The sequence below is a fragment of the Cedecea sp. FDAARGOS_727 genome (assembly GCF_012273235.1).
Lineage (GTDB): Bacteria > Pseudomonadota > Gammaproteobacteria > Enterobacterales > Enterobacteriaceae > Cedecea > Cedecea davisae.
On sequence record NZ_CP050966.1, the window covers coordinates 1,181,518 to 1,206,650 of the forward strand.

At 55.5% G+C, this 25,133-nt stretch carries 23 protein-coding genes; 5 read left to right on the forward strand and 18 right to left on the reverse strand.

What is annotated here, in order from left to right:
- Positions 1 to 18: 18 nt before the first annotated feature.
- Complete coding sequence (creA, locus tag FOC35_RS05645) at positions 19 to 492, reverse strand: protein CreA (RefSeq protein ID WP_016534801.1); 474 nt, start codon at positions 490 to 492, stop codon at positions 19 to 21.
- Positions 493 to 703: 211 nt separating this feature from the next.
- Between creA and robA the strand changes: the two genes are divergently transcribed.
- Positions 704 to 1,573, forward strand: coding sequence for an MDR efflux pump AcrAB transcriptional activator RobA (robA, locus tag FOC35_RS05650; RefSeq protein WP_016534800.1), 870 nt, complete (start codon positions 704 to 706; stop codon positions 1,571 to 1,573).
- Here the strand turns inward: robA and gpmB are convergent.
- The gene (gene gpmB / locus FOC35_RS05655; RefSeq protein ID WP_016534799.1) at positions 1,570 to 2,217 is read right to left on the reverse strand and encodes a 2,3-diphosphoglycerate-dependent phosphoglycerate mutase GpmB; all 648 of its coding nucleotides are present in this window, start codon (positions 2,215 to 2,217) and stop codon (positions 1,570 to 1,572) included. The genes robA and gpmB overlap by 4 nt on opposite strands.
- Before the next feature lie 52 nt (positions 2,218 to 2,269).
- On the opposite strand from gpmB, the gene yjjX reads away from it, so the two are divergent.
- Positions 2,270 to 2,788 carry an inosine/xanthosine triphosphatase gene (gene yjjX, locus FOC35_RS05660; RefSeq protein WP_016534798.1) on the forward strand — a complete coding sequence of 173 codons (519 nt, stop codon included), beginning with the start codon at positions 2,270 to 2,272 and terminating at the stop codon, positions 2,786 to 2,788.
- Between the two features lie 5 nt (positions 2,789 to 2,793).
- On the opposite strand, the gene trpR is transcribed toward yjjX, so the two are convergent.
- Positions 2,794 to 3,132 carry a trp operon repressor gene (trpR, locus tag FOC35_RS05665; RefSeq protein WP_016534797.1) on the reverse strand — a complete coding sequence of 113 codons (339 nt, stop codon included), beginning with the start codon at positions 3,130 to 3,132 and terminating at the stop codon, positions 2,794 to 2,796.
- A 55-nt stretch (positions 3,133 to 3,187) separates the two neighbouring features.
- A complete protein-coding gene (gene sltY, locus FOC35_RS05670; protein WP_172568395.1) occupies positions 3,188 to 5,122 on the reverse strand; it encodes a murein transglycosylase in 1,935 nt (644 codons plus the stop codon).
- Between the two features lie 242 nt (positions 5,123 to 5,364).
- Between sltY and ettA the strand changes: the two genes are divergently transcribed.
- On the forward strand, positions 5,365 to 7,032 hold the full coding sequence (gene ettA, locus FOC35_RS05675; RefSeq protein WP_039897884.1) for an energy-dependent translational throttle protein EttA: 1,668 nt from the start codon (positions 5,365 to 5,367) through the stop codon (positions 7,030 to 7,032).
- A gap of 86 nt (positions 7,033 to 7,118) precedes the next feature.
- On the opposite strand, the gene nadR is transcribed toward ettA, so the two are convergent.
- The 3 genes from nadR to serB are packed head-to-tail and all read right to left on the reverse strand — an operon-like array spanning position 7,119 to position 10,770.
- A complete protein-coding gene (gene nadR / locus FOC35_RS05680; protein WP_016534794.1) occupies positions 7,119 to 8,351 on the reverse strand; it encodes a multifunctional transcriptional regulator/nicotinamide-nucleotide adenylyltransferase/ribosylnicotinamide kinase NadR in 1,233 nt (410 codons plus the stop codon).
- 47 nt (positions 8,352 to 8,398) lie between these two features.
- The gene (gene radA / locus FOC35_RS05685; protein WP_039897883.1) at positions 8,399 to 9,781 is read right to left on the reverse strand and encodes a DNA repair protein RadA; all 1,383 of its coding nucleotides are present in this window, start codon (positions 9,779 to 9,781) and stop codon (positions 8,399 to 8,401) included.
- A gap of 11 nt (positions 9,782 to 9,792) precedes the next feature.
- Positions 9,793 to 10,770 (reverse strand): phosphoserine phosphatase, encoded by a 978-nt coding sequence (gene serB, locus FOC35_RS05690; RefSeq protein ID WP_172568396.1) that lies wholly within the window; start codon positions 10,768 to 10,770, stop codon positions 9,793 to 9,795.
- 183 nt (positions 10,771 to 10,953) lie between these two features.
- Between serB and FOC35_RS05695 the strand changes: the two genes are divergently transcribed.
- Together FOC35_RS05695 and lplA are read left to right on the forward strand one after the other, a co-directional pair.
- The gene (locus tag FOC35_RS05695) at positions 10,954 to 11,607 is read left to right on the forward strand and encodes a YtjB family periplasmic protein (protein ID WP_172568397.1); all 654 of its coding nucleotides are present in this window, start codon (positions 10,954 to 10,956) and stop codon (positions 11,605 to 11,607) included.
- Between the two features lie 60 nt (positions 11,608 to 11,667).
- Positions 11,668 to 12,684: a lipoate--protein ligase LplA gene (lplA, locus tag FOC35_RS05700; protein WP_172568398.1), complete on the forward strand. Its 1,017-nt coding sequence runs from the start codon at positions 11,668 to 11,670 to the stop codon at positions 12,682 to 12,684.
- Here the strand turns inward: lplA and yjjJ are convergent.
- The 11 genes from yjjJ to prfC all read right to left on the reverse strand — a co-directional run bounded on the left by yjjJ (position 12,681) and on the right by prfC (position 25,080).
- A complete protein-coding gene (gene yjjJ / locus FOC35_RS05705; RefSeq protein ID WP_172568399.1) occupies positions 12,681 to 14,009 on the reverse strand; it encodes a type II toxin-antitoxin system HipA family toxin YjjJ in 1,329 nt (442 codons plus the stop codon). The two genes, lplA and yjjJ, sit on opposite strands and share 4 nt — an antisense overlap.
- 150 nt (positions 14,010 to 14,159) lie before the next feature.
- Positions 14,160 to 14,879: a purine-nucleoside phosphorylase gene (gene deoD, locus FOC35_RS05710; protein WP_016534788.1), complete on the reverse strand. Its 720-nt coding sequence runs from the start codon at positions 14,877 to 14,879 to the stop codon at positions 14,160 to 14,162.
- Positions 14,880 to 14,937: 58 nt separating this feature from the next.
- Positions 14,938 to 16,161 (reverse strand): phosphopentomutase, encoded by a 1,224-nt coding sequence (deoB, locus tag FOC35_RS05715; protein ID WP_016534787.1) that lies wholly within the window; start codon positions 16,159 to 16,161, stop codon positions 14,938 to 14,940.
- Between the two features lie 52 nt (positions 16,162 to 16,213).
- Positions 16,214 to 17,536: a thymidine phosphorylase gene (gene deoA, locus FOC35_RS05720; protein ID WP_039897880.1), complete on the reverse strand. Its 1,323-nt coding sequence runs from the start codon at positions 17,534 to 17,536 to the stop codon at positions 16,214 to 16,216.
- Positions 17,537 to 17,717: 181 nt separating this feature from the next.
- Positions 17,718 to 18,497 carry a deoxyribose-phosphate aldolase gene (deoC, locus tag FOC35_RS05725; RefSeq protein WP_016534785.1) on the reverse strand — a complete coding sequence of 260 codons (780 nt, stop codon included), beginning with the start codon at positions 18,495 to 18,497 and terminating at the stop codon, positions 17,718 to 17,720.
- A gap of 351 nt (positions 18,498 to 18,848) precedes the next feature.
- Positions 18,849 to 20,126, reverse strand: a complete 1,278-nt coding sequence (locus FOC35_RS05730) for a NupC/NupG family nucleoside CNT transporter (protein ID WP_016534784.1) — start codon at positions 20,124 to 20,126, stop codon at positions 18,849 to 18,851.
- A gap of 171 nt (positions 20,127 to 20,297) precedes the next feature.
- A complete protein-coding gene (locus tag FOC35_RS05735; RefSeq protein WP_172568400.1) occupies positions 20,298 to 21,074 on the reverse strand; it encodes a TatD family hydrolase in 777 nt (258 codons plus the stop codon).
- Positions 21,071 to 22,144 carry a patatin family protein gene (locus FOC35_RS05740; protein WP_016534782.1) on the reverse strand — a complete coding sequence of 358 codons (1,074 nt, stop codon included), beginning with the start codon at positions 22,142 to 22,144 and terminating at the stop codon, positions 21,071 to 21,073. Before FOC35_RS05740 ends, FOC35_RS05735 begins: the two co-directional genes overlap by 4 nt.
- A gap of 122 nt (positions 22,145 to 22,266) precedes the next feature.
- Positions 22,267 to 22,428: a DUF1328 domain-containing protein gene (locus FOC35_RS05745; protein WP_002437547.1), complete on the reverse strand. Its 162-nt coding sequence runs from the start codon at positions 22,426 to 22,428 to the stop codon at positions 22,267 to 22,269.
- A gap of 134 nt (positions 22,429 to 22,562) precedes the next feature.
- Entirely contained in the window at positions 22,563 to 23,174 is a 612-nt protein-coding gene (osmY, locus tag FOC35_RS05750; RefSeq protein WP_172568401.1) for a molecular chaperone OsmY, read from the reverse strand.
- Positions 23,175 to 23,490: 316 nt separating this feature from the next.
- Positions 23,491 to 25,080: a peptide chain release factor 3 gene (gene prfC, locus FOC35_RS05755; RefSeq protein WP_016534780.1), complete on the reverse strand. Its 1,590-nt coding sequence runs from the start codon at positions 25,078 to 25,080 to the stop codon at positions 23,491 to 23,493.
- Between the last annotated feature and the right edge of the window lie 53 nt (positions 25,081 to 25,133).

Below are 25,133 nucleotides of genomic sequence, written 5' to 3' on the forward strand. Positions count from 1 at the left end.
TCAGCGCCGGCCGGGTGATTATTTACTCCACGGAATAATCGGCACCGCGCTGATGGCGTTTTTCGGCGAGCCTTCTACCACTCTGTCGGAGTAGGCCAGATAGGCGAGCGTGTTGCGTTTTGAATCGTAAAAACGCACAACCTGAAGCTTCTTGAACACCAGCGAGGTACGCTTCTGGAATACGACATCGCCCTGAGCTTTACCGGCTTTGATCTTGTCGCTTAGCTCAACAGGCCCGACCTGCTGGCAGGAAATTGCCGCGTCGGAAGTATCTTCCGCCAACCCAAGCCCGCCTTTGATACCGCCGGTTTTGGCGCGGCTGATGTAGCAGGTCACGTTCTTAACGTCGGGATCGTCAAACGCTTCTACTACGATCTTGTGATCCGGGCCAAAGACTTTAAACACCGTATCGACCGATCCGATCTGCTCCGCGTGAGCGCCATAGCTCAGAGCCAGAAGCGCACTGCAAAGTGCTAAAGCTTTATATTTCATATTGTTACCATTGTATAAAAATTACACTACGCGATTATTCAATAGTTGCGTAAAAAACCGTTGAATATCACATTATTAGCAAAACCTGTCTCCATAATGCGCAGATTTGGCACAACTTGTTAAAAAAAAACGCTGAATGCATAAAGTACAAAAATGCTATCATCCGCTACCTTAGTAAACAGGCATTCGCTTGTATGGATGAGGATATTTTATGGATCAGGCTGCGATCATTCGCGATCTGCTTAGCTGGCTGGAGGGCCACCTCGATCAGCCTCTCGCCCTTGATAATGTGGCGGCAAAAGCAGGGTATTCCAAGTGGCATTTACAACGGATGTTCAAAGAGGTTACCGGGCACGCCATAGGTGCCTATATTCGCGCCCGCCGACTCTCCAAATCTGCCGTTGCCCTGCGTTTAACGGCGCGCCCAATTCTTGATATTGCGCTGCAATATCGTTTTGACTCACAGCAGACGTTTACCCGCGCCTTTAAGAAACAGTTCGCTCAAACGCCGGCCCTGTACCGCCGTTCCCCGGACTGGAGCGCATTCGGTATGCGTCCGCCGCTGCGCCTGGGCGAGTTCACGCTGCCTCAGGCCCATTTCATTACGTTGCCGGAAACCCATCTGGTCGGGGTGACGCAAAGCTACAGCTGCACGCTGGAGCAGATATCAGACTTCCGTAATGAAATGCGTATTCAGTTCTGGACGCAGTTCCTGGGCAATTCGCCAACCATTCCGCGAGTACTGTATGGCCTGCATGAACCGCGCCCAAGCTCGGAAAAAGATGACGAACAGGAAGTGTTCTACACCACCGCGCTGACGCCGGAACTGGCCAACGGGTTCCTGCCGGACTCGCACCCGGTGGTGCTGGAAGGCGGGGATTACGTGCAGTTTAACTATGAAGGGCTGGGCACCGGGCTACAGGACTTTATCCTGACGGTTTACGGCACCTGCATGCCTTCCCTGAACCTTACGCGCCGCCAGGGTCAGGACATTGAGCTTTTCTATCCGCAGGATGAAACGCGGGAACAGGACGTGCCGATGCAAATCCGCTGCGAATACCTGATCCCGGTACGCCGTTAACGCTGGAGTTCATCCAGGGCAGGAGCGTCGAGATGCGAGATGTCTCCTGCCGTTTCAACTACCCACCCGGACGCCAGCCACGGGCTGTGCTGATAATCCACCCGGGAGATTGAGCAGTTACGCAGGCGCAGACGGCGTTCAGCCGATGCGGGCAACCCCAGAATAGTGCTCACCAACCCACCCAGCGCCATGCCGTGGCTCACCAGCAGCGGTCGGCTTCCTTCCGGCAGTTCGCGGCAGGCGTTAAGCGCCTCATGCATGCGATTGCTCAGCTCCTGCATGCTTTCGCCCTCGGGAATACGCCCGTCCGGCGTACCGTCCACCAGGCGACGGCGCCAGCCCTCTTCTTCCTCGGTCAGCGTATCCATTTTGCGGCATTCAAGCACGCCCATGTTCAGCTCACGCAGGCGCTCATCAAAAATAATATCGCAGCCGCAGGCCTCGGCGATAATCTCTGCGGTGCGGCGCGTGCGGCCTAAATCGCTGCTGATAATGTGGGTGACTCCAAGGGCTCTGGCCCGCTCGGCAACTTGCCAGGCCTGACGTTCTCCATTTTCAGTCAGCGCGCTGTCTGACTGGCCCTGAATGCGGCGTTCCGCGTTCCACTGCGTTTCGCCATGACGAACAAGGTATACCTGTAACATGCGTTTTATCCGTTATACTGCGGTCACGAAATATCGAGAGTTCTGACTTATTATGAACCATGTCGTTGCTGCAACAACTAATCCCGCCAAAATTCAGGCGATTCTGCAGGCTTTTAACCAAATCTATGGTGAAGGATCCTGCCATATTGAGTCGGTTGTCGTCGATAGCGGCGTGCCTGAACAACCCTTTGGCAGCAGCGAAACGCGAACTGGCGCACGAAGCCGGGTGCTAAATGCCCGGGAAGTCAGACCAGAAGCCGACTTCTGGGTCGCCATTGAGGCCGGAATTGACGAAGGCAGCACCTTCAGTTGGGTGGTGATAGAAGCGGGTAATCAGCGCGGTGAAGCGCGCTCCGCCACCCTGCCGCTGCCGGACGTTATTCTTGAAAAAGTGACCGCCGGGAACGCGCTCGGGCCGGTTATGTCGGAATACACCGGTATCGATAAAATTGGGCGTAAAGAGGGGGCAATCGGGGTTTTCACCGCCGGAAAGCTCACGCGCAGCAGCGTTTACCATCAGGCGGTGATTCTGGCGCTAAGCCCGTTTCATAACGAGATTTATCGCCGGTAGAGACTTTATTCGGCGGGCTTGCCGCCCTGAAGCAACTGCTGTTCCAGCCATGCCCGCAGCTCGGGAGGCGCGGCCTTCAGGCTGTTAGAGCCGCGAGTAATTGTTGCTATCCCCGCGCCCAGTTCATTCTTCAGCTCGCGCTGGCTCAGTTCACCGCGCAGTAGCTCTTCGATAATCCGCACCCGGGTGCCGAGCGCCGTGCGCTCATCCGGGGTCAGCAGCAGCGTCAGCAGGGGCAAATGAAGCTCCTGCCCAAACGCCTGCTGCAACAGCCCCACAAAGCGGAGCCACTCTTTGTTACTTTGCTCGGCCTGTTCCGCCGAATATTGAGAGAGCTGAGTCATGTCAGGCCACCATACTCTTTAACTAGTACGGCAGCATAACATACTCTCAGCGCAATCAGTAACGCCGCTGCCACTCGCTATCCGACAGAATTTTGTCGGGCTGCCCCATGAAATAGCGATAGTAGGCGTCGTAAGCCAGCACGTTTTTCACGTAACCCCGAGTTTCCGAGAACGGAATACTCTCCACAAAGGCGATAGCGTCGATGCGCCCCCCGCTATTGCCAAGCCAGGTTCTGACCCGCCCCGGCCCGGCGTTGTAGGCGGCGGAGGCAAAGATACGGTTGCTCTCAAACTGCTGGAACACGTATTGCAGATAACTGGTGCCAATATTGATATTGGTTTCAGGGTCGAGCAGCTGCACCGGGCTGCTGTAGCCTGGGATGCTGAACATCTTCACGGTATGGGTGGCGGTTCCCGGCATGATTTGCATCAGGCCGCTGGCGCCTACCGGAGAACGAACTTTCGGGTTCCATGCGCTCTCCTGGCGGGCAATCGCCATGGCATAGCTTTGCGGCACGGTTTTGCCGCTAACGTAGCGGGCAAACGTCTCCTTGTAAGCCAGCGGGAAGCGCTCCTCGAGGTTATCCCACAGCTTACCGGCAATGGTTGCCTGCACGCTGAGATCCCACCAGTCCTGCTCAAAGGCATAACGCGCCAGCCCGCCCTGTTCCTGTTTGGTTCGGCTGGTGACCAGGTTAGCCCACTCGCTGCGCGCGGTGTTATCCATATTCCAGTACATCAGCTCGCGCACGCGCGCCATCTCCGGCCCCTGCACCAGCGCCGGGTTCACGCTTTCCGCTTTCTCTACGCGCAGCGGATACTCTTCCCCAAGGCGCTGGGCGGCGACCATCGGATAGAAACCGCGCTCTTTCATCAGCGCATGCAGAATCTCTTTTGCTTCATCATCGCGCCCGCGCTCCAGTAACAGGTCCGCCTGCCAGTAGCGCCATTCATCTTTTTCCTTCGATTCCATCGGCAGACGCGCAAGCCAGGTGTTCAGGCCGGAACGGTCTCCGCTACCCAGAGCCATGCGCACCCGGCGCTCAATCAGCGAAGTAGACTGGGAGCGCATGATCGCATCATCACGCCATTTGGCCTGCTCGTCGGTAACGTCGTTGCCCATCAGCCGCCACGCCACGGTGTCCCTCAGTTCCTGCGCCTGCTCATCGTTCAGCTTTTGCGCCTGAACCAGGGACGGGATCATCAAACGAGCATTCTCAACATCCTGGCGAGCAACGCTCGCAAAGGCGATGGCCGCCGCCTGGCGCGTGAAATCCGTCGCCCCAACGCTATTGGCGAAAGTCAGCACCGTGCTGGGGTTGTTTTGCAGGCTAATCAGCGCGCTGGCGATGGTCTGATAATCCGCAGGCATTTGGTTTGCAAGAGCGTTCACCAGCGAGGTATTGCCCTCTTTCATCGCCAGGCGAATACGTTCCAGATAAGCGAGCGGGTCCTGAGTGCCCGAGGCGCGCCACGCCGAGAACAGCGCATCGCAGCTCGAAGGCTGGCTTTTGCCCGTCAGCCACAGCTCTTTGGCTCCGGCCCAGGCAGCGTCCGTCTGCCCGGTGCTCCACTTCGCAAAGTAGTAATTACATTTTGCTTCATTGGTGGCCGGCGGCTCGGGGCTAAACGCCAGCAGGCCGCGCCAGTCCTGACGCCTTGCCAGTTCATTAACAAAGCGCGAGCTTAACGAGCGCGCGGGCGGCAGCGTGGGGTTAGCCTGAATAAACTGGGCCACCGCCATGGCGGGCTCATTCATCAGGTCATCGGTTAGCTGGCGATATTCGAGATAAGGGTAAAGAGGATAAGTTTGTAGCGTGGGCATCAGCTGCGCCACCACATCCATTTGCTTGTTATCCCACGCCTGTTTGATTTGCGCGTAGCGGCTGCGTTGCTCATCCAGCGAGTCAGCACGCACCGCGCTGTTTAACATCACCAGGCTGACGCCCGCGACAAGCAACTGCCATACGACTTGTTTGGCTTTTACCACAACTTCTCCTCACTATTTTCCTGACGGCATCATGCCAGCGCTGCAATAAGCGAATGAATTCATGCTAACCAGGGGGCGCCCATTACGCCATGTCCGAAAGGTATATTTTGGTCATTAAACGTATAAAGGGGAAACCAGCGTCAGAACCACGATACCCCGCTGGGATTAGACCGGGAAAACGGCTACACTTCGCCTTTGTTATGGACCATCTTACATCACGATAAAAGAGGCAAAGTCGCACTGTGGCTCAATTCGTTTATACCATGCATCGTGTCGGCAAAGTTGTCCCGCCGAAACGACATATTCTGAAAAATATTTCGCTCAGCTTCTTCCCTGGCGCCAAAATCGGCGTGCTGGGTCTGAACGGTGCCGGTAAATCCACCCTGCTGCGCATCATGGCCGGCATCGATACCGATATCGAAGGTGAAGCCCGCCCTCAGCCTGGCCTTAAGATAGGTTACCTGCCGCAGGAACCTAAGCTGAACCCGGAGCACACCGTCCGTGAGTCCGTAGAAGAAGCCGTTTCCGAAGTGGTTAACGCCCTGAAAGGCCTGGACGAAGTCTACGCCAAATACGCCGAGCCGGACGCGGACTTCGATAAGCTGGCCGCGCAGCAAGGCAAGTATGAAGAAATTATCCAGGCGCATGACGGTCATAACCTGAACGTGCAGCTGGAGCGCGCCGCTGATGCGCTGCGCCTGCCGGACTGGGATGCAAAAATTGAGAAGCTGTCCGGGGGTGAACGCCGCCGCGTAGCGCTGTGCCGCCTGCTGCTGGAAAAACCAGACATGCTGCTGCTCGACGAACCAACCAACCACCTGGATGCAGAATCCGTGGCATGGCTGGAACGCTTCCTGCACGACTTCGAAGGCACCGTTGTGGCGATTACCCACGACCGTTACTTCCTCGACAACGTCGCCGGCTGGATCCTGGAGCTTGACCGTGGGGAAGGTATTCCATGGGAAGGTAACTACTCCTCCTGGCTGGAGCAGAAAGATCAGCGCCTGGCGCAGGAAGCCTCCACGGAAGCCGCTCGCCGTAAATCCATTGAGAAAGAGCTGGAGTGGGTTCGTCAGGGCGCTAAAGGCCGCCAGTCTAAAGGCAAGGCTCGTCTGGCACGCTTTGAAGAGCTGAACAGCACCGAATACCAAAAACGTAACGAAACCAACGAACTGTTTATCCCGCCTGGTGCACGCCTGGGGGATAAAGTGGTGGAAGTTAACAATCTGCGTAAATCCTACGGCGACCGCCTGCTGATTGACGACCTGAGCTTCTCCGTACCGAAGGGCGCCATCGTGGGCATCATCGGTCCGAACGGCGCGGGTAAATCCACCCTGTTCCGCATGATGTCCGGTCAGGAACAGCCTGACAGCGGCTCTATCACCCTGGGTGAGACCGTGAAGCTGGCCTCCGTTGACCAGTTCCGTGACGCCATGGACAACAGCAAAACCGTGTGGGAAGAAGTCTCCGGCGGCCAGGATATCATGCGTATCGGTAACACCGAGATGCCAAGCCGTGCCTACGTTGGCCGCTTTAACTTCAAAGGCGTCGACCAGGGCAAACGCGTGGGCGAGCTGTCCGGCGGTGAGCGAGGTCGTCTGCATCTGGCGAAGCTGCTGCAGGTTGGCGGTAACGTGCTGCTGCTCGATGAACCGACCAACGACCTGGATATCGAAACCCTGCGCGCGCTGGAAAACGCCCTGCTGGAATTCCCGGGCTGCGCGATGGTTATCTCCCACGACCGTTGGTTCCTCGACCGTATCGCCACCCACATTCTGGACTACCAGGATGAAGGCAAGGTGGAGTTCTTCGAAGGTAACTTTACCGAATACGAAGAGTACAAGAAGCGTACCCTCGGCGCAGATGCCCTGGAACCAAAACGCATCAAGTACAAACGCGTAACCAAGTAAAAGCAAAAGGCACCTTCACGGTGCCTTTTTTATGTTTGCTCTCGCCCTGCGGGAAGGGTCGGGCATCAAGTCCCACAGCCCATTATTTATCGCTGCTCGCCCATCATCTCTTTAACCAGATCCACGCAGCGCAGGAAGCGCGAGTCATAGTCAGACTCTTCAACGTGTACGAAACTGATACCATTCTCTTTCAACATATCCACCAGCAGATTCTGGAAGGATTTTCTGTCCGCATCGCTGCCCAGACTGCGCAGCCCGTCGGCAACCCACGGCGTATTGTTCTCCAGTAGGATAACCAGGTCGAAGCGGTATTCGTCGATCAGCGCCTGAACAAACGGGTGCTCCCGGCCTTCATACTTTTTACAGAACGCTTGAGTCGTCACGAAATCGGTGTCGATAAACGCCACTTTATTGGCGTACTTAACCGCAAAATCAACGTACTGCGCGTGGCCGATGGCTATTTTATCGTAGTCAGAGTATTGCAGCGCCATTTCGTCACCGCCGAGATGAGAGAAAACATAATCTCGCCCGTATTCCCATGCGCTGGTGGTGTTAAAAATGTTGGCGAGCTTGTTCACCATCCACGATTTGCCGCTCGACTCGCCGCCGAGGATAGCCACGGTACGCACAAAGAATGGCTTCACTTCGGTAGGAATGTATTCCCAATAGCGGAATGGGTTTTCACGGATTTGCGTGCCGCTGATGTTCATAAAGGTGCGTTTAGGGTCAACAACAACCGTTTCAATTCCCAGATGCTCGGTAAATTTAGCGGCATCGCCTTCTTCCGAGGTGTAGATCCTGTCGGGAGAAATGCCTTTGCTGTCCATAAACGCCTTAATACCGCGGCTCCAGACGTCCCAGCCGTGCGGATAAGGCTCCATCCCCTCTTCGTTAAAAGAGTGAATGCGGATATTTTTCTGATATTTGAAGGTTTGTAGCAGCCAGCGCAGGCGGTCGCCGGTGGTAGGCTGCTGGGACATCGCGCTGTCATCGAACAGCGCACGGTCGCGCGGTTCGTCATAGCCCATGATGATGTGCAGCTCGTCCACCTGGCTACAGGCGCGCTGGATCAGATAAATATGGCCGGTATGCAGCGGGTAGAATTTGCCGAACACCACGCCGACTTTCTTTTCGCGCCGCGGGAATTCCAGCCCAAGGAAACGATGCAGCGCCTCCAGTTTCTGAGCGCTGGGGCTTTTAATTTTCGCGTTCAGTAACTGGCTCAGGTAGCCTTTAGTCATGCCGCTGGCGTCCGCCACCTGCTGTAAAGTACAGCCCTGCTGGCGAATAGCCGTTTTGATATAGTCGAATGACGACACGCGCTGCCTCCTGCACAAAGCGGGAACGACTCCCGCAAGTTACTCAATTATAAGTCGTCAAAGACGGAAAGCGCATCAGCAAGTTTCTTGACGCCAAAGACCTGCATGCCTTCGGGGATTTTTTTCGGCACGTTGGCCTGCGGCACAATCGCGCGTTTAAAGCCGTGCTTGGCCGCTTCCGCGATCCGCTCCTGGCCGCTCGGCACCGGGCGAATCTCACCGGCCAGGCCGACTTCCCCAAACACAACCAAATCCTGCGGCAGCGCTCTGTTACGCAGGCTGGAAACCATGGCCAGCAGAAGCGCTAAATCGGCGCTGGTTTCGGTGACTTTTACGCCGCCGACAACGTTAACGAATACATCCTGATCCGCCATTTGCAGGCCACCATGGCGATGCAGTACGGCCAGTAGTATTGCGAGGCGATTTTGCTCCAGCCCCACGGCCACGCGCCTTGGGTTGGACATCATCGACTGATCTACCAGGGCCTGGATTTCAACTAACAGCGGGCGCGTACCTTCCCAGACCACCATCACCGAGCTGCCCGGCGTGACTTCATCGCCGCGGCTCAGGAATATGGCTGACGGGTTGCTCACTTCGCGCAGCCCCTGTTCCGTCATCGCAAATACGCCCAGCTCGTTTACCGCACCAAAACGGTTTTTATGGCTGCGCAGAGTGCGGAAGCGGGAATCAGCATCGCCGTCCAGCATCACGGAGCAGTCGATACAATGCTCGAGCACTTTTGGCCCGGCCAGCGAGCCGTCTTTAGTCACATGGCCGACCATCACGATAGCCACGCCTTTCGTCTTGGCAAAACGGGTGAGATAAGCCGCCGTCTCGCGAACCTGAGCCACGCTGCCTGGAGAGGACTGCACATCGGCCATATGCATAACCTGAATGGAGTCGATAACCATCAGCTTCGGCTGCTCTTCATCGGCAATCATGCAGATTTGCTCGATGCTAGTTTCGGACAACATATTGAGGTTCTGGGTCGGCAGACCAAGACGGTGGGCGCGCATCGCCACCTGCTGAAGCGACTCTTCCCCGGTGACATACAGGGTTTTCATCTGCTCGCTCAGCTTGCAAAGCGTTTGCAGCAGCAGCGTTGATTTACCCGCACCTGGGTTACCGCCAATTAAAATCGCGCTTCCGGGCACTACGCCGCCGCCGAGCACGCGGTCAAATTCTTTAAAGCCGGTTGAGAAACGCGGCAGCTCTTCAAGACTGATATCGGAGAGCTTTTGCACCCGGCTGACGCCAGCGCTGCCGGCATAGCCGGACAGACGCTCGTTGCGGGCAACCTGAGGAGAAGCGGCGATGCGCACTTCGGTAATGGTATTCCACGCGTGACAGGCGCTGCACTGCCCCTGCCAGCGCGGGTAATCCGCACCACACTCGTTACAAACAAATGCGCGTTTTGGAGCTTTCGCCACCTTATTTCCTCTTAACGTTCTTCCTGAATCAGGCTGCCGGAAAGAATGCAGAATACGCCCATCAGATCCGCATGGCGGATGCTGACTTCGCTCTTCTCATTCACCTTCGGCTTAGCGTGATAGGCGATGCCCAGACCAGCGGTATGGATCATCGGTAAATCATTCGCCCCGTCGCCAATCGCTACGGTCTGGGCGGCGGGAATTTCATATTTTTCGGCCAGGCGCGTCAGGGTTTCAGCCTTGAATTTGGCATCCACAATTTGCCCTAGCACTTCGCCGGTAAGTTTACCGTCACAAATTTCGAGTTCATTTGCCACGACGGTCGTCAGGTTCAACTTGTCGCGCAGGTACTCGGCGAAGAAGGTAAAGCCCCCGGAGGCAATAGCGACTTTCCAGCCCAGCGTTTCAAGGTTCTGAACCAGCGAGGTCAGCCCCGGCATCAGCGGCAGCTCATCGCGCACCTGACGCAGAATATTGGCATCGGCACCTTTTAGAGTAGCCACGCGCTGGCGCAGGCTGGCGGTAAAGTCCAGCTCACCACGCATCGCACGCTCGGTCACTTCGGACACCATTTCACCGGTTCCCGCCAGCCTGGCGATTTCGTCGATACACTCAATCTGAATAGCGGTTGAATCCATGTCCATGACCAGCAGACCCGGCGTTTTTAAGTGCGGGATTTTGCCCAGCGGCGCAACATCCAGACCGGCTTCATGAGCAAGGCGGGTCGCGCGCGGGGTCAACGACCCGGCAAGGCGGATGACCTGATAATCTTCCACGCACCAGGCGGTCACGATAACCATCGCCGCCCCGAGCTTGCGCTGGTATTTGGTCAGGCACTGTTTATCGAGATTACGCCCATACAGGAGCCAACCGCTGCGCCCGGCGCGGTAATCCAGCGGCATCACTTCATCACCGCTTAAAGAAAGCGGCAATCCAGGCCAAAGTGAAACATCATTAGGCAAGTCGCACCAGGTCAAACTGTTTGGCATTACGGCTCCAGGTTCAATTTAAGATACTCTTTAGCATTCGAATTGCGGGAAGGCGGTAAGCGAGTGCAGCCCATCCCCGCGATTCGAAGGATGAAGGGTATCCGGGATAAAACAACGCATGAGGCTACCTTGTCCGCCTTGCTTCTGGCAACATTAATGTAAGCAATTTTCCAAAGGTGCATCATGGTTCGGGTAAAATTTAAATTTCGGCTCCATCGCGCGGTGATTGTGCTGTTCTGCCTGGCGCTTTTGGTCGCTTTAATGCAGGGCACATCCTGGTTCAGCCGGGGCAGCCAGCAGGCGCGTAACGTCCAGCTTGAAGAGTTGGCCCGCACGCTGGCGCGTCAGGTTGCTTTTAATCTTGTACCGGTGATGAAAACCGAAAATCCCGACGAGAAGCGTATCTCTGCCTCACTTAATCTCCTCACGAAAGATAGCCGCATTCTTGATGCTGCCGTCTACGACAGCGAAGGCGACCAGATTGCCAGGGCGGGGGAAAACATTGAAGTCCGCGACCGCCTGGCGCTGGATGGGCAAAAAGCCGGCAGCTATTTTAACCGCCAAATCGTTCAGCCCATCGAGGATAAAAACGGCCCTATTGGCTACCTGCGCATCACGCTTGATACCCATACCCTCGCCACCGAGGCAAAGCAGGTGGACAACACCACCAATATTTTGCGGCTAATGCTGCTGCTGGCCGTCGCTATCGGCATCGTCCTGACGCGCACGCTGCTGCACGGCAAGCGCACGCGCTGGCAGCAATCCCCGTTCCTGCTCACCGCTAACAGCAAGGTAAAGGAAGAGGATGACGAAACGAACCAGGGCTCCGGGCGCTAACTCTACCGCAGCGCCTGCATGCTAAGATGGCGCTATTCTTCTGGGAAAAGGATCTCTGCTATGCCGACGTTGCGTTTACTTATTTCTGACTCTTACGACCCGTGGTTTAACCTGGCTGTTGAAGAGACAATCTTTCGTCAGATGCCCGCCACCCAACGCGTGCTGTTTCTGTGGCGCAATGCGGATACGGTCGTTATTGGCCGGGCGCAGAACCCGTGGAAAGAGTGCAATACCGGGCGAATGGAGCAGGATAATGTGCGGCTGGCACGCCGTAGCAGCGGCGGCGGCGCGGTATTCCACGACCTCGGCAACACCTGCTTTACCTTTATGGCCGGCAAGCCTGAGTACGACAAAAGCATCTCCACCGCCATTGTGCTCAAGGCGCTGAGCAACCTGGGCTTCCAGGCAAGCGCTTCCGGGCGTAACGATCTGGAAGTAGAAACGGCCGAAGGGACGAGGAAAATCTCCGGATCTGCCTACCGCGAAACCCTGGATCGCGGCTTCCACCACGGCACGCTGTTATTAAATGCCGACCTCAGCCGACTGGCAAACTACCTGAACCCGGACCCGAAAAAACTACAGGCGAAAGGCATCACCTCTGTGCGAAGCCGGGTAGCCAACCTTTGTGATTTGAAACCGGGAGTCACTCATGAGCAAATCAGCGACGCCATTCGTGAAGCCTTTTTCGACCATTTCGGCGAGCGGGTAGAAGCCGAGCACATCTCACCCGAAGCGCTGCCGGACTTACCGGGCTTTGCCGAAACCTTTGCCCGCCAGAGCAGCTGGGAGTGGAATTTTGGTCAGGCTCCGGCTTTCAGCCACCTGCTGGACAACCGCTTTAGCTGGGGCGGCGTCGAACTGCATTTTGACGTCGAGAAAGGCCATATTACGCGCACGCAGATGTTCACCGACAGCCTGAACCCGGCGCCGCTTGAAGCGCTGGCCGACCGGCTGAAGGGCTGTCTGTATCGCAGCATCCTGCTACAGCAGGAGTGTGAAACGCTGATTTATACTTTCCCGGAGCAGGAAAAGGAACTGCGGGAACTCTCCGCGTGGATTGCCCAGGCGGTACGCTAAGCCAGCCGCCGGAGCGACTCGCGAAGGCTCTCAATCCGCTCGGCCATTTCAGCGGCGATAAGCCGGAATGGCTCGCTCACCAGCTCATTCTGGCTGAGCGCCAGCCAGAAACGCCGTGCCAGAGATTGCATCTCCAGCCATACGGCGCCCGGGATCGCCGCATCAAGGCTGATATCATAAACCTGACTCAGCATGCTGCCCGTGCTGCCGGGCGCGTAGGCCATCGGCAGCATGTCGTATACCGGAGCCAGCGCGAGCGGGCGGTCGGAAAGGAAAAAGGAGAGATTACCGGCATGCATATCGCTGTTGGCAATCAGCCTGCCGAAGGCCCAAACCTTCTGAACCTGCCGCAAAGTTGCGGCATCAACAATGCCCGCCTCTTTTAAACCTGCGACGGCTTTTGGCCAGTTAAGTACGCCTGACGCAAACTCGCTCTGCACGCTCTCGAGGGAAACTATTCCAAGTCGACCGTGAGCGCCAACGCAATCAAAACGCTCAACCTCAAGAAATACCTGCCCCGTTTCCGCCCGCAGCAGTTCGCATTGAGCGGCAGAAATACCGCTGTCGTTCAGCAATGCCAGGGCGGCAGCCTCCGCCGTCAATAAATCAGCCCAGCGCCGCTGGTTGGCGTTGTGAACAGCGGGAGTAAATTTAACGATAACCTGCCGGGCTCCGCGACTTGTCTCGCTGTAGCTGGAGAATTTCGGCTGCTCTCCTCCCGCAGACGATCCGACAATTTCGCCGTCCATCGCGCGATGCGCAAGCTCTGAATATGTGCGTAACCGCTCACCACAGGGGACAGGCAGCGCCGCTTGTGCCGTCGCCCATCGGCGGTAACTCTCCTCCCCCACCAGCCATCCGCCCAGATGTTCCGGCTCCTGCACGGAAAGCGCAAACAGCACGTCCTCTTCCTGCCACAGGCGAATGTCTTCGGGTAAATCACTTTTTCGGGCCAGCTCACGGCCCCATGCGCGGCCTAGGAATCCCTGAGGCCTGAGATCGCTTAGATACCACGGCAACCCATCAAACCAGCTGCTTTCACCGTTATCGTGGATAACCAGGCAGCTTCCCCTGGGCCACATCGGGTAGAGCACGCCAAACGACCAGGCTTTTCCCTGGTCATCAATCTGCCAAAGCTGAAACGCATCCTTCTGGCGTACGGGGTGTTTCAGGCCATACTGCGTTGCCCTGGCCTGACCAAATTTGATGATGTCTTTCTCGGTGAGTACGCGGCGCGAGAAGGTCGCCTGGCTTATTCCCAGGCGCTGGGTCAGCTCCCTTGCCGGGCGTGGCCCCTGCAAAAGTAGGTCCGTTATCTCGCTCATATGAATAGATTATTGAATAGATAATTGAATAGATATATAGCCAAAAAACCTTTGTGAGTAAAGGAATCAGGGGATTTTATGAAGAGAGGAATGAATAGATACTTTCAATAGAAAAGACGCCCGCGGGCGTCTTTTTAACAAGCTAAAAATTTACTCTTTATCGCCCAGCAGGACGGATTCCAGAGCAATTTTGATCATGTCGTTGAACGTGGTCTGGCGCTCAGCGGCACTGGTCTGCTCGTGGGTACGAATATGGTCAGACACGGTGCAGATGGTCAGCGCTTTGGCACCAAACTCTGCCGCTACGCCGTAGATACCGGCCGCTTCCATTTCCACGCCGAGGATGCCGTATTTTTCCATCACGTCGAACATGGACGGGTCCGGCGTGTAGAACAGGTCGGCAGAGAAGATGTTACCTACGCGAGCGTCAACGCCCAGCGCTTTAGCCGCATCCACCGCGTTGCGAACCATGTCGAAGTCCGCGATAGCCGCGAAGTCGTGATCTTTAAAGCGCAGACGGTTCACTTTAGAGTCGGTGCAGGCGCCCATACCGATAACCACATCGCGCAGTTTCACATCCTGGCGAACTGCGCCGCAGGAGCCAACACGAATGATTTTTTTCACGCCGAAATCGGTGATCAGCTCTTTAGCATAGATAGAGCAGGATGGGATGCCCATGCCGTGGCCCATAACGGAAATCTTACGGCCTTTGTAAGTCCCGGTGAAGCCCAGCATGCCGCGCACGTTGTTCACTTCACGCACATCTTCCAGGAAGGTTTCCGCGATGTGCTTAGCGCGCAGCGGGTCGCCCGGCATCAGCACTACGTCAGCGAAATCACCCATTTCTGCGTTAATGTGTGGCGTAGCCATTGTTTATTCCTTGATTTAAAAAGTTAACAATCGGGCAGGCAACGCCTGCCCAAAGGGATCACAGCATGTTTTTGCCGTAGTCCATGTCGGAAACACCAAAGTATTTCGCCACGGTCTGGCCGATGTCCGCGAAGGTTTCACGGTGGCCAAGCGAACCGGCTTTAACTTTCGGGCCATAGATAAGCACCGGAATGTGTTCGCGGGTATGGTCGGTGCCCTGCCAGGTTGGGTCGCAGCCGTGGTCCGCGGTGAGGATCAGAATATCGTCCTCTTTCAGCAGTTCCATCAGCTCAGGCAGACGGCGGTCGAACAGCTCAAGACCAGCGGCATAACCGGCCACATCGCGGCGGTGGCCCCAGGAGGAGTCGAAGTCAACGAAGTTGGTGAAGACGATAGTCTCGTCGCCTGCTTCTTTCATCTCTTTGATGGTGGCATCAAACAGCGCATCCAGACCTGTCGCTTTCACTTTTTTGGTGATGCCGCAGTTGGCGTAGATATCAGCAATTTTACCCACTGAAACTACCTGGCCGTTTTTCTCATCCACCAGTTTTTGCAGCACGGTTGCCGCAGGTGGCTCAACCGCCAGATCGTGACGGTTACCGGTACGCTGGAAGTTACCCGCTTTATCGCCGATGAACGGACGGGCAATAACGCGGCCAATGTTGTAGCCGCCTTCGGTCAGTTCTTCACGGGCGATTTCGCACAGCTCGTAAAGTTTATCCAGGCCGTAGGTTTCTTCATGGCAGGCAATCTGGAACACGGAGTCAGCGGAGGTATAGAAAATCGGCTTGCCGGTTTTCATGTGCTCTTCGCCAAGCTGGTCGAGAATGACGGTACCGGAAGAGTGGCAGTTACCGAGGTAGCCCGGCAGATTTGCACGCTTAACCAGTTTTTCCAGCAGCTCCTGCGGGAAGCTGTTTTCGTGATCGCTGAAGTAGCCCCAGTCGAACAGAACCGGCACGCCGGCGATTTCCCAGTGGCCAGACGGAGTGTCTTTGCCGGAAGAAAGTTCGTGTGCCCAGGCGTACGCCCCGATAACTTCTGCATTAGGGTCCATGCCTGCGGCAACTTTCCCGGTAGAGCCTTCGTGGGCTTTAACCAGGCCAAGACGAGTGAGGTTAGGCAGGTTCAGAGGCCCTTTACGGCCTTTGTCAGCTTCGCCTTTGGCGCAAGCTTCCGCGATGTGACCGAAAGTATCAGAGCCGACATCTCCGAAGCGCTCAGCGTCTTCGGTAGCACCGATGCCGAACGAGTCCAGCACCATAATAAACGCACGTTTCATATTATTCTCCGTACCTTGTGCTCTATAAAATAGGGATCAGATCAGTATACCGTTATTCGGTGATTCGACGATAGACCGTTGGTGTTTCCTGCGGCGCTTTTTCGTCAATTATGATTGCCGCTTTCACCGCCTTCGCCGCATCCTGCCAGCTGGCTTCATCTTTAGCATGAATAACCGCCAGCGGACGTTCGGCGTCGATAGCCTCGCCCAGACGAGCCATATCGGTAAAGCCAACGCTGTAGTCGATAGTATCGGAAGCCTGACGGCGACCGCCGCCCATAGAAACCACGGCCATGCCCAGCGCGCGGGTATCCATCGCTGAAACAAAGCCGGAGGCGTCGGCGTAAACGGCTTTGCTCAGCATCGCTGTAGGCAGGTATTTCGCATAGTTTTCAACAAAGTCGCTCGGGCCTTTCTGCGCGGCCACCATGCGGCCAAACACTTCGGCCGCTTTGCCGTTATCCAGCACCGCCTGAAGCTTCGCGCGCGCTTCTGTTTCGTCTTTGGCGAGCCTGCCGGAAATCAGCATTTCCACGCACAGCGCCATCGTTACCTCAAACAGACGCGGGTTACGGTATTCACCCGTAAGGAACTGCACCGCCTCGCGAACTTCCACTGCGTTACCGGCGCTGGAAGCCAGAACCTGATTCATATCGGTCAGCAGGGCGGTCGTCTTCACGCCCGCGCCGTTAGCCACACCAACAATTGCTTCGGCCAGCTGTTCAGAGAGCTGATAAGTCGGCATAAATGCGCCGCTGCCAACTTTCACATCCATGACCAGCGCATCCAGCCCTTCGGCCAGTTTCTTCGCCAGAATAGAAGCGGTAATAAGCGGGATAGAGTCCACCGTCGCGGTAATATCGCGGGTGGCATAAAAACGTTTGTCCGCCGGTGCCAGAGAGCTGGTCTGGCCGATAATGGCCACGCCGACGTCCTTAATAATGTCTCGGAAGCGGTTATCATCCGGGAAGATATCGAAGCCCGGAATAGCTTCCAGTTTATCGAGCGTGCCGCCGGTATGACCGAGGCCACGGCCGGAGATCATTGGCACATAACCGCCGCACGCCGCCACCATTGGGCCAAGCATCAGCGAAGTCACATCGCCCACGCCGCCGGTGGAGTGTTTATCAACAATTGGGCCGTTGAGATTGAGGCTTTTCCAGTCCAGCACGGTTCCGGAATCCCGCATCGCCATAGTCAGCGACACCCTTTCCGGCATCGTCATGTCGTGGAAGAAGATGGTCATCGCCAGAGCAGCAATCTGCCCTTCAGAGACGGTGTTGTCGCGAATACCGTTGATAAAGAAACGAATCTCTTCGTCACTCAGTACCAGGCCATCACGTTTTTTACGAATAATTTCTTGTGCGAGAAACACGGCAACCCCCTGGGAATGCGGGTAAAAAGCGGCGGAAAACCCACCGCAATTAAAGATTACTCTAGATAATTCGAGTCGCAGGCAGAAGGCAAAAGAGCTCATCCCCAGGAGCTTACTGAAGTAAGTGACTGGGGTGAGGGAGTGCAGCTTACGCACCTGCGGCTTGAAGTATGACGAGTAATTAGTAGCTACTGGCGCTTTTACCGTCGCCGTGGCCCAGCGCTTTCAACAGGCTGGCTAGCAGACTGGAAGCACCGAAGCGGTAGTGGCGAGAGTCGGCCCAGTCAGCACCAAACAAATCGTCGGCAATAGCAAGGAACTGCGCGGCATCTTCAGCAGAACGAACACCGCCGGCCGGTTTGAAGCCTACGGATTTCTCCACGCCCATATCGCGGATAACTTCCATCATGATGCGGGCGCTTTCCGGCGTGGCGTTAACCGGCACTTTACCGGTAGAAGTTTTGATAAAGTCTGCGCCAGCTTTAATAGCGATGGCAGAAGCCTTACGGATCAGCTCTTCGGTTTTCAGCTCGCCGGTTTCGATTATCACTTTCAGCAGCACGTTCGCGCTGGCACAAGCCTCTTTACAAGCTTTCACCAGATCGAAACCAATCTGCTCGTTACCGGCGATCAGCGCGCGGTATGGGAATACAACGTCAACTTCATCCGCGCCATAAGCGATGGCCGCACGAGTTTCAGCCAGTGCGATATCAATATCATCGTTGCCGTGCGGGAAGTTGGTCACGGTGGCAATACGGATATCCGGCGTGCCCTGCTCTTTCAGGGTTTTACGGGCAATTGGGATAAAGCGTGGGTAGATACAGATTGCGGCGGTGTTGCCCACCGGGGTTTTCGCCTGATGGCAGAGGGCGATGACTTTCTCATTGGTGTCATCGTCGTTCAGGGTGGTCAAATCCATCAGTTTCAGCGCACGCAGGCTGCTTTTGGTTAAATCGGTCATAACGCTCTCCAACAAAAGATATAAAAGTCTCCGGCCTGAAACGGGAAACTCAACACGTTGGAGCGGACTTGGTTCCTTGAAGATGAGTGGTCACCGGAGTCACCATCACGTTGAGATCCTTCTCACCGCACATTGCCGGTAGCAATGTTAGAATTCTAACACTCACCGCCGAATCAATTTTGTGTCTCGTCTCACAAAAGCCAAAGAGTGAATTGCAAGCTTTCATCCATTATATGTGATTAAAGAAACAAAATAACGCGCTAAATTGCATCAGACCGCAAGAAAATGGCCGGCAATGCGCCAGCCATCGGCCTTATCACAATGTTATAATTATAACATTTCTGGTGAGAACTACAGCGCCAGGAATATCCCGGCAATAGTCGCGCTCATCAGGTTAGAGAGTGTCCCCGCCGCCACGGCCTTCAGGCCAAGCTGTGCAACCTCATGCCGACGCGTAGGTGCCATACTGCCCAGGCCACCAATCAGGATCGCAATAGAAGAAAGGTTAGCAAACCCACACAGCGCGAAGGAGATAATCGCTTTAGTATGCCCGGAAAGCACCTGTAACCCGGCGGCGGCAACTTCCGCATCGTCTTTCAGGTAAGCGCCAAAGTTCAGGTAGGCGACGAATTCGTTGATAATCAGCTTCTGGCCGATAAACGATCCCGCCACGTTCGCTTCACTCCACGGCACGCCAATCAGCCAGGCTACCGGGGCAAACACCCAGCCGAGCATCAGCTCCAGCGACAGCTGCGGGAAATTAAACCAGCCGCCAATCCCGGAAAGCATGCCGTTCAGCAGGGCAATCAGCGCAACAAAAGCCAGCAACATTGCGCCCACGTTCAACGCCAGCTGCATCCCGGAAGCGGCACCGGAAGCGGCTGCATCCAGCACGTTGGCCGGACGGTCGGGATCGTTTTCCATTGATTCAAGATGCGGCGCATCGTTAGGCGTTTCCGTCTCCGGCAGCATCAGTTTAGCAAACAGCAGGCCGCCCGGTGCCGCCATAAAGGAAGCCGCAATCAGGTATTCCAGCGGCACGCCCATCTGGGCATAACCGGCCAGTACGGAGCCTGCCACGGACGCCAGCCCGCCGCACATTACCGCGAACAGCTCCGAGCGGGTCATGGTGGCAATGTAAGGGCGTACCACCAGCGGCGCTTCGGTCTGCCCAACGAAAATATTCGCCGTTGCCGAAAGAGATTCGGTGCGGGAGGTTTTCAGCAGCTTACGCAGACCGCCGCCGAGCAGGCGGATAACCAGCTGCATAATGCCCAGGTAGTAAAGCACGGCAATCAGCGAGGAGAAGAAGACGATAACCGGCAGAACGCGCAGCGCAAAAATAAAACCGCCGCCGCCGAAGAGTTCGAACATTTTATCGGAAACCAGGCCGCCAAACAGGAAAGAGATCCCTGAGTTGCCGTAGGCGATAACGTTAGCCACCCCTTCTGACATAGCAAGCAGCACTTTACGGCCAACGGGCACATAAAGGATCAGCGCGCCGATGCCTATCTGGATAAGCCACGCGCCGATAACGGTACGCAGGTTTATCGCTTTGCGGTTGCTGGAGAGTAAAACGGCGATCAGCAATAAAACGACCATGCCGACCAGCCCCATGAGGATTTGCATACAGATTCCCTGTGTATTAATTGGAAGGTTCGGGCCTTGCCAGCCCGCTTTTAAGCGCGCGGATTATAACCACAGGGGGGTGAAAAGTGCCGGAGCAATCACGTATTCACGGAAATATATAGAAACATTTACGCAAAAGAGTGACATCCGTCACATCAAGGTACGGAGTGATTAGAAAGCAAATAATTCGTCTGCGTTGTTTTTCAAAGCGTTAGCGATGATTTCAGGAGATTCAGGGCGTAATTCGCATAGCATGTCAAAGACCAGCGCCGCACGTTCAGGGCGGTTAGGCTCGCCCTGCCAGCCGTTAAGAGGCATATCGGGAGCATCGGTTTCCAGCAGCAGCGAGGAGAGCGGTAGCCGGGACATAACATCGCGAGTTTTGCTGGCCCTGGGGTAGGTAATCGTGCCGCCAACGCCTATGCGGTAGCCCAGCGCAATAAAGCGTTCCGCCTGCTGCTGGCTGCCTGCAAAACCGTGTATAACGCCGGTGCGCGGTAAATTATGGCGCTTCAAATGCAGCGCCAGCTTGTCGTGCGTCCGCCTGGAATGCAGCAGCACCGGCAAATCGTAACGCTTAGCCAGCTTTAACTGTTCACCCAGCATAAACTCCTGGCGATCAAACTGCGGATCCTCCCTATAAAGATCCAGTCCGATCTCTCCGAGAGCGACAAGTTTGCGCGTTTTTTTTCGCAGCAGCGTTTCAAGCAGAGCAAGCCCGGCTTCATCATGATTTTGTATAACAATGGGATGCAGACCGATTGCGGCATACAGTTCAGGGAAGTTCTCCGCCAGCGCCAGCACGCGTTCAAAACGCCCCGCCTCTACCGCGGGCACGATGATTTTAGTCACACCGGCCTGCACGGCCAGCCTGATGCTGTTAGCTTCATCTCCGGCAAACGGCGGAAAATCAAAGTGGCAATGGGTGTCGTAGAACGTAAAGCTCACGCAAGATCCTCGTTATCAAAAGCCGAATCATTAGCCTGCGGAGCCGGCGTTATCGGCTTAACCAGAGCTTGATTTGCCGCCGCAGCCGGCGGAATGACCAGCGGGCCAGGCATCTTAATACGTGGAGTATGGCGCATCAACGGGGGCTTGGGCACCAGCAGCTTGCCCACGGCAGCCAGGAAATAACGCCCGCACAGGCGGCCGGTCTGGTAGTCGGCCGTGAGCGACGGCAGGCGGCTGCCGAGCGCATTGCTCAGCAACGGTTTCGGCGGATAAATTTCAAAGATCCTCAGCTTGCCGGGCGGTTTCTCAATAAAGCTCTGGATCTCGCGGTAGCTCTCTTCGTGATGCTGCACCAGGTTCAGCAGCGGCTGGAGGCTGCTGTCACCCAGCCAGCGCTCCATGCGTTTGAACCACTGGGGGGTGTAATACATCTGTGAAGGCACGGTGCGAATCACCACCAGCGTATCGGCACCCCGGCTTGCGGCTTCACGCACCGGCACCGCGTCGCTGATGCCGCCGTCCTGATAGCTTATGCCGTCAATGTCTACCCCGGTGCGGTAAAATCCCGGAATGGCGCTCGAGGCCTTCAATAAATTCAGCCATGTGTCCTGGGTCGGTGAGAAATAGTTTGCCGCATAATCGTCGCTGCGGCAGGCGCACATGTAGAACTCTTTTCCCTTCTCGAACAGGCCATCGGCGCTGGACATAGAAAGCGGCAGCCTGGCAGCCGTCGACTCAATCAGCCAGTCAAGGTCTATCAGGTTTCCACCACGCACAAAGCGCAGCGGGTTAAAAAATTCGCTGGTAGTGGTGAAACGAGTTATCACGCGGCGGGCGTAACCCGGCTGGTTGCAAACGTAGGCAGAGAGGTTTTGCGCCCCGGCGGAAGTGCCAAGAAACAGATCGAAGGGATTAAATTCGGCGCGCATAAATTCGTCCAGAACCCCGGCCGTAAAAATTCCCCGCTGGCCCCCTCCTTCACAAATAAGAGCGAGCTTTCCAGGACGAAAAGGCTTGAGCGCTAGCGGCGCAATATTGCCGAGCGTAACGGGTATACGATGTCCCACCCTGCTTCCCTGAAATCTGTTGTTGTGTATTTCTACCCTATACCCTTAGGCTGCTATGTAAAACCGAGAAAGCCAGTCACAAGGACTGGCTTTTGTATCGGTATGTTACTGGCTTAGCGTGGCTAAGGGCGCCTGCGTCCCATAAACAGACTGACCAGGAACAGGATGATACCTACTACAAAGACAATTTTTGCAGCACCTGCGGCAGTACCTGCCAGGCCACCAAAGCCCAGAGCCGCAGCTATCAACGCGATAACAAGAAAAATAATGCCCCAACGAAACATAGACTCTCCTTAACCATAGTGAACCTTATCGCTTCTTAATGGGCACCGGATGGCTAACCCACTGGCGATAATTAATAATGGTGGTGCTTACCGCCTTCCGGGCCGGGCCCGGAAGAAAGTTTCGGGTGCTGCCGTTACTTCACTTTCAGATCATTTTTAACGCTTTTCACGCCTTCAACTGCCTTGGCGATGCTTTCAGCGCGTTCGGACTGTGCGCTGGTTTTCACCTCACCGGAAAGCTGAACTACGCCATCGGTGGTTTCTACTTTCACATGACGGGAAGGTACGCTGTCATCTGCCAGTAATTTGCCTTTAATTTCACTGGTGGTTGCCGCATCACCCGCGTAGCCCTTCACCGACTGGGATTTAGCGTCACGGACGTGGAGCTTGTCGCTCACGGAGCTAACGCCTTCCACTTTTTTGGCCGTGGCAACGGCCTGTTCCGCCTGGGCCTGGCTCTCTACGAAGCCGCTCAGGGTAACCACTTTTTTCTCGGTTTTTACCGAGATATCGGTGCTCTTGATGTTTTTGTCATCCACCAGAGCGGCCTTAACTTTCGCTGTGATACCGCTGTCATCCATGAAGTCGCCGACTTTACTCATAGAGCTATCGATTTTTTTCCCTGCGGAATCAGCCGTAGCTTCCGTTTTGTTGGCCAGCGTCTCTTCGGCGAAAGCGCTACCGCTTGCCAGAACAGAACCCAGAACAACAGCCAGCAGAGTTTTTGAAATCTTAGTCGTAGTCATCGATTAATTCCTGTAGGTTTGCTCATCATTTGAGCTTTTTCGTTTCCCACCGCGCCGAAAAAAATCAGCAATTAATATCGCAACAACCGGAGAAACGTTAATAACAAGCCAGGAAACAATAATTTCCCGGTGCTTTCATCCAATAAAGTGGTCATCGCTTTGTTAAATATAGATCACAATCATAAAAGTGCATGGCGGAGTGGTGGAAAAAGCAGCAATAACGCCGAATCGGCAGGAAATTAAGAAGATTCCGCAAGGGATTCAAAAGACAAGGAAAGTGGCAGGAACGCGACGGGCGCCGCGTTCCTGAAGGCGATTAGTGCTCGCGGGTTTTGCGGAAAGTGACGTCCGGGTAGCGTTCCTGGGTAATGTTCAGGTTAACCATCGTTGGCGCAATGTAGGTCAGGTTATCCCCGCCATCCAGCGCCAGCTGGATTTCGTTTTTACGTTTGAATTCCTCAAACTTCTTAACGTCTGTCCCTTCAACCCAGCGCGCGGTAGCAACGTTAACCGACTCGTAAATCGCTTCCACGTTGTACTCACTTTTCAGGCGGGCAACAACCACATCAAACTGCAGCACCCCAACTGCGCCAACGATAAGATCGTTATTCGCAATAGGACGGAACACCTGCACCGCACCCTCTTCTGAAAGCTGAACCAGGCCTTTCAGCAGCTGCTTCTGCTTAAGCGGGTCACGCAGGCGGATACGGCGGAACAGTTCCGGCGCGAAGTTCGGAATACCGGTGAACTTCATCATTTCACCCTGGGTAAAGGTGTCGCCTATCTGAATAGTGCCGTGGTTATGCAGCCCGATGATGTCGCCAGGGTAGGCTTCCTCAACGTGAGAGCGGTCACCGGCCATAAAGGTCAGAGCGTCAGAGATAACGACGTCTTTACCAATACGCACCTGGCGCAGCTTCATACCCTTCTCATACTTACCGGAAACCACGCGCATAAAAGCTACACGGTCGCGGTGTTTTGGATCCATATTCGCCTGGATCTTAAACACAAAGCCGGTGAACTTCTCGTCCGCCGCTTCCACAACACGGGTGTCGGTTTTACGCGGCATCGGCGCTGGCGCCCATTCCACCAGGCCATCCAGCATGTGGTCAACGCCGAAGTTGCCCAACGCGGTGCCGAAGAAGACCGGCGTGATTTCACCCGCCAGGAACAGTTCGTGATCGAACTCGTTAGAAGCTCCCTGCACCAGTTCCAGCTCGTCGCGCAGCTGCTGGGCGAGATCGTCGCCCACTGCGGCATCGAGATCCGGGTTGTTCAACCCTTTAACGATGCGGACTTCCTGGATGGTGTGGCCTTTACCAGTCTGGTAAAGGTAGGTTTCATCTTTATAAAGGTGGTAAACACCTTTGAACAACTTGCCGCAGCCGATAGGCCAGGTGATCGGCGCGCAGCCAATCTTCAGCTCGCGTTCAACTTCATCCAGCACTTCCATCGGATCGCGGATATCGCGGTCCAGCTTGTTCATAAAGGTGATGATCGGCGTGTCGCGCAGGCGGGTAACTTCCATCAGCTTGCGGGTACGATCTTCAACCCCTTTTGCGGCGTCGATAACCATCAGGCAGCAGTCCACCGCCGTCAGAGTACGATAGGTATCTTCGGAGAAGTCTTCGTGCCCCGGGGTGTCCAGCAGGTTAACCAGGCTATCGCGATACGGGAATTGCATCACCGAGGTGGTGATTGAGATCCCACGCTGTTTTTCCATTTCCATCCAGTCGGATTTAGCGTGCTGGCTTGAGCCACGCCCTTTTACCGTACCGGCGGTCTGGATAGCCTGTCCGAACAGCAGCACCTTTTCAGTGATGGTCGTTTTACCGGCATCCGGGTGAGAAATGATGGCAAAAGTGCGGCGTTTCGCCACCTCTTGCAAATAAGGAGACAAAGTCATAATTACATCTTCTGTAAATGCGCACGGCTTTGAGCCACGCGTTGAGTGAACGT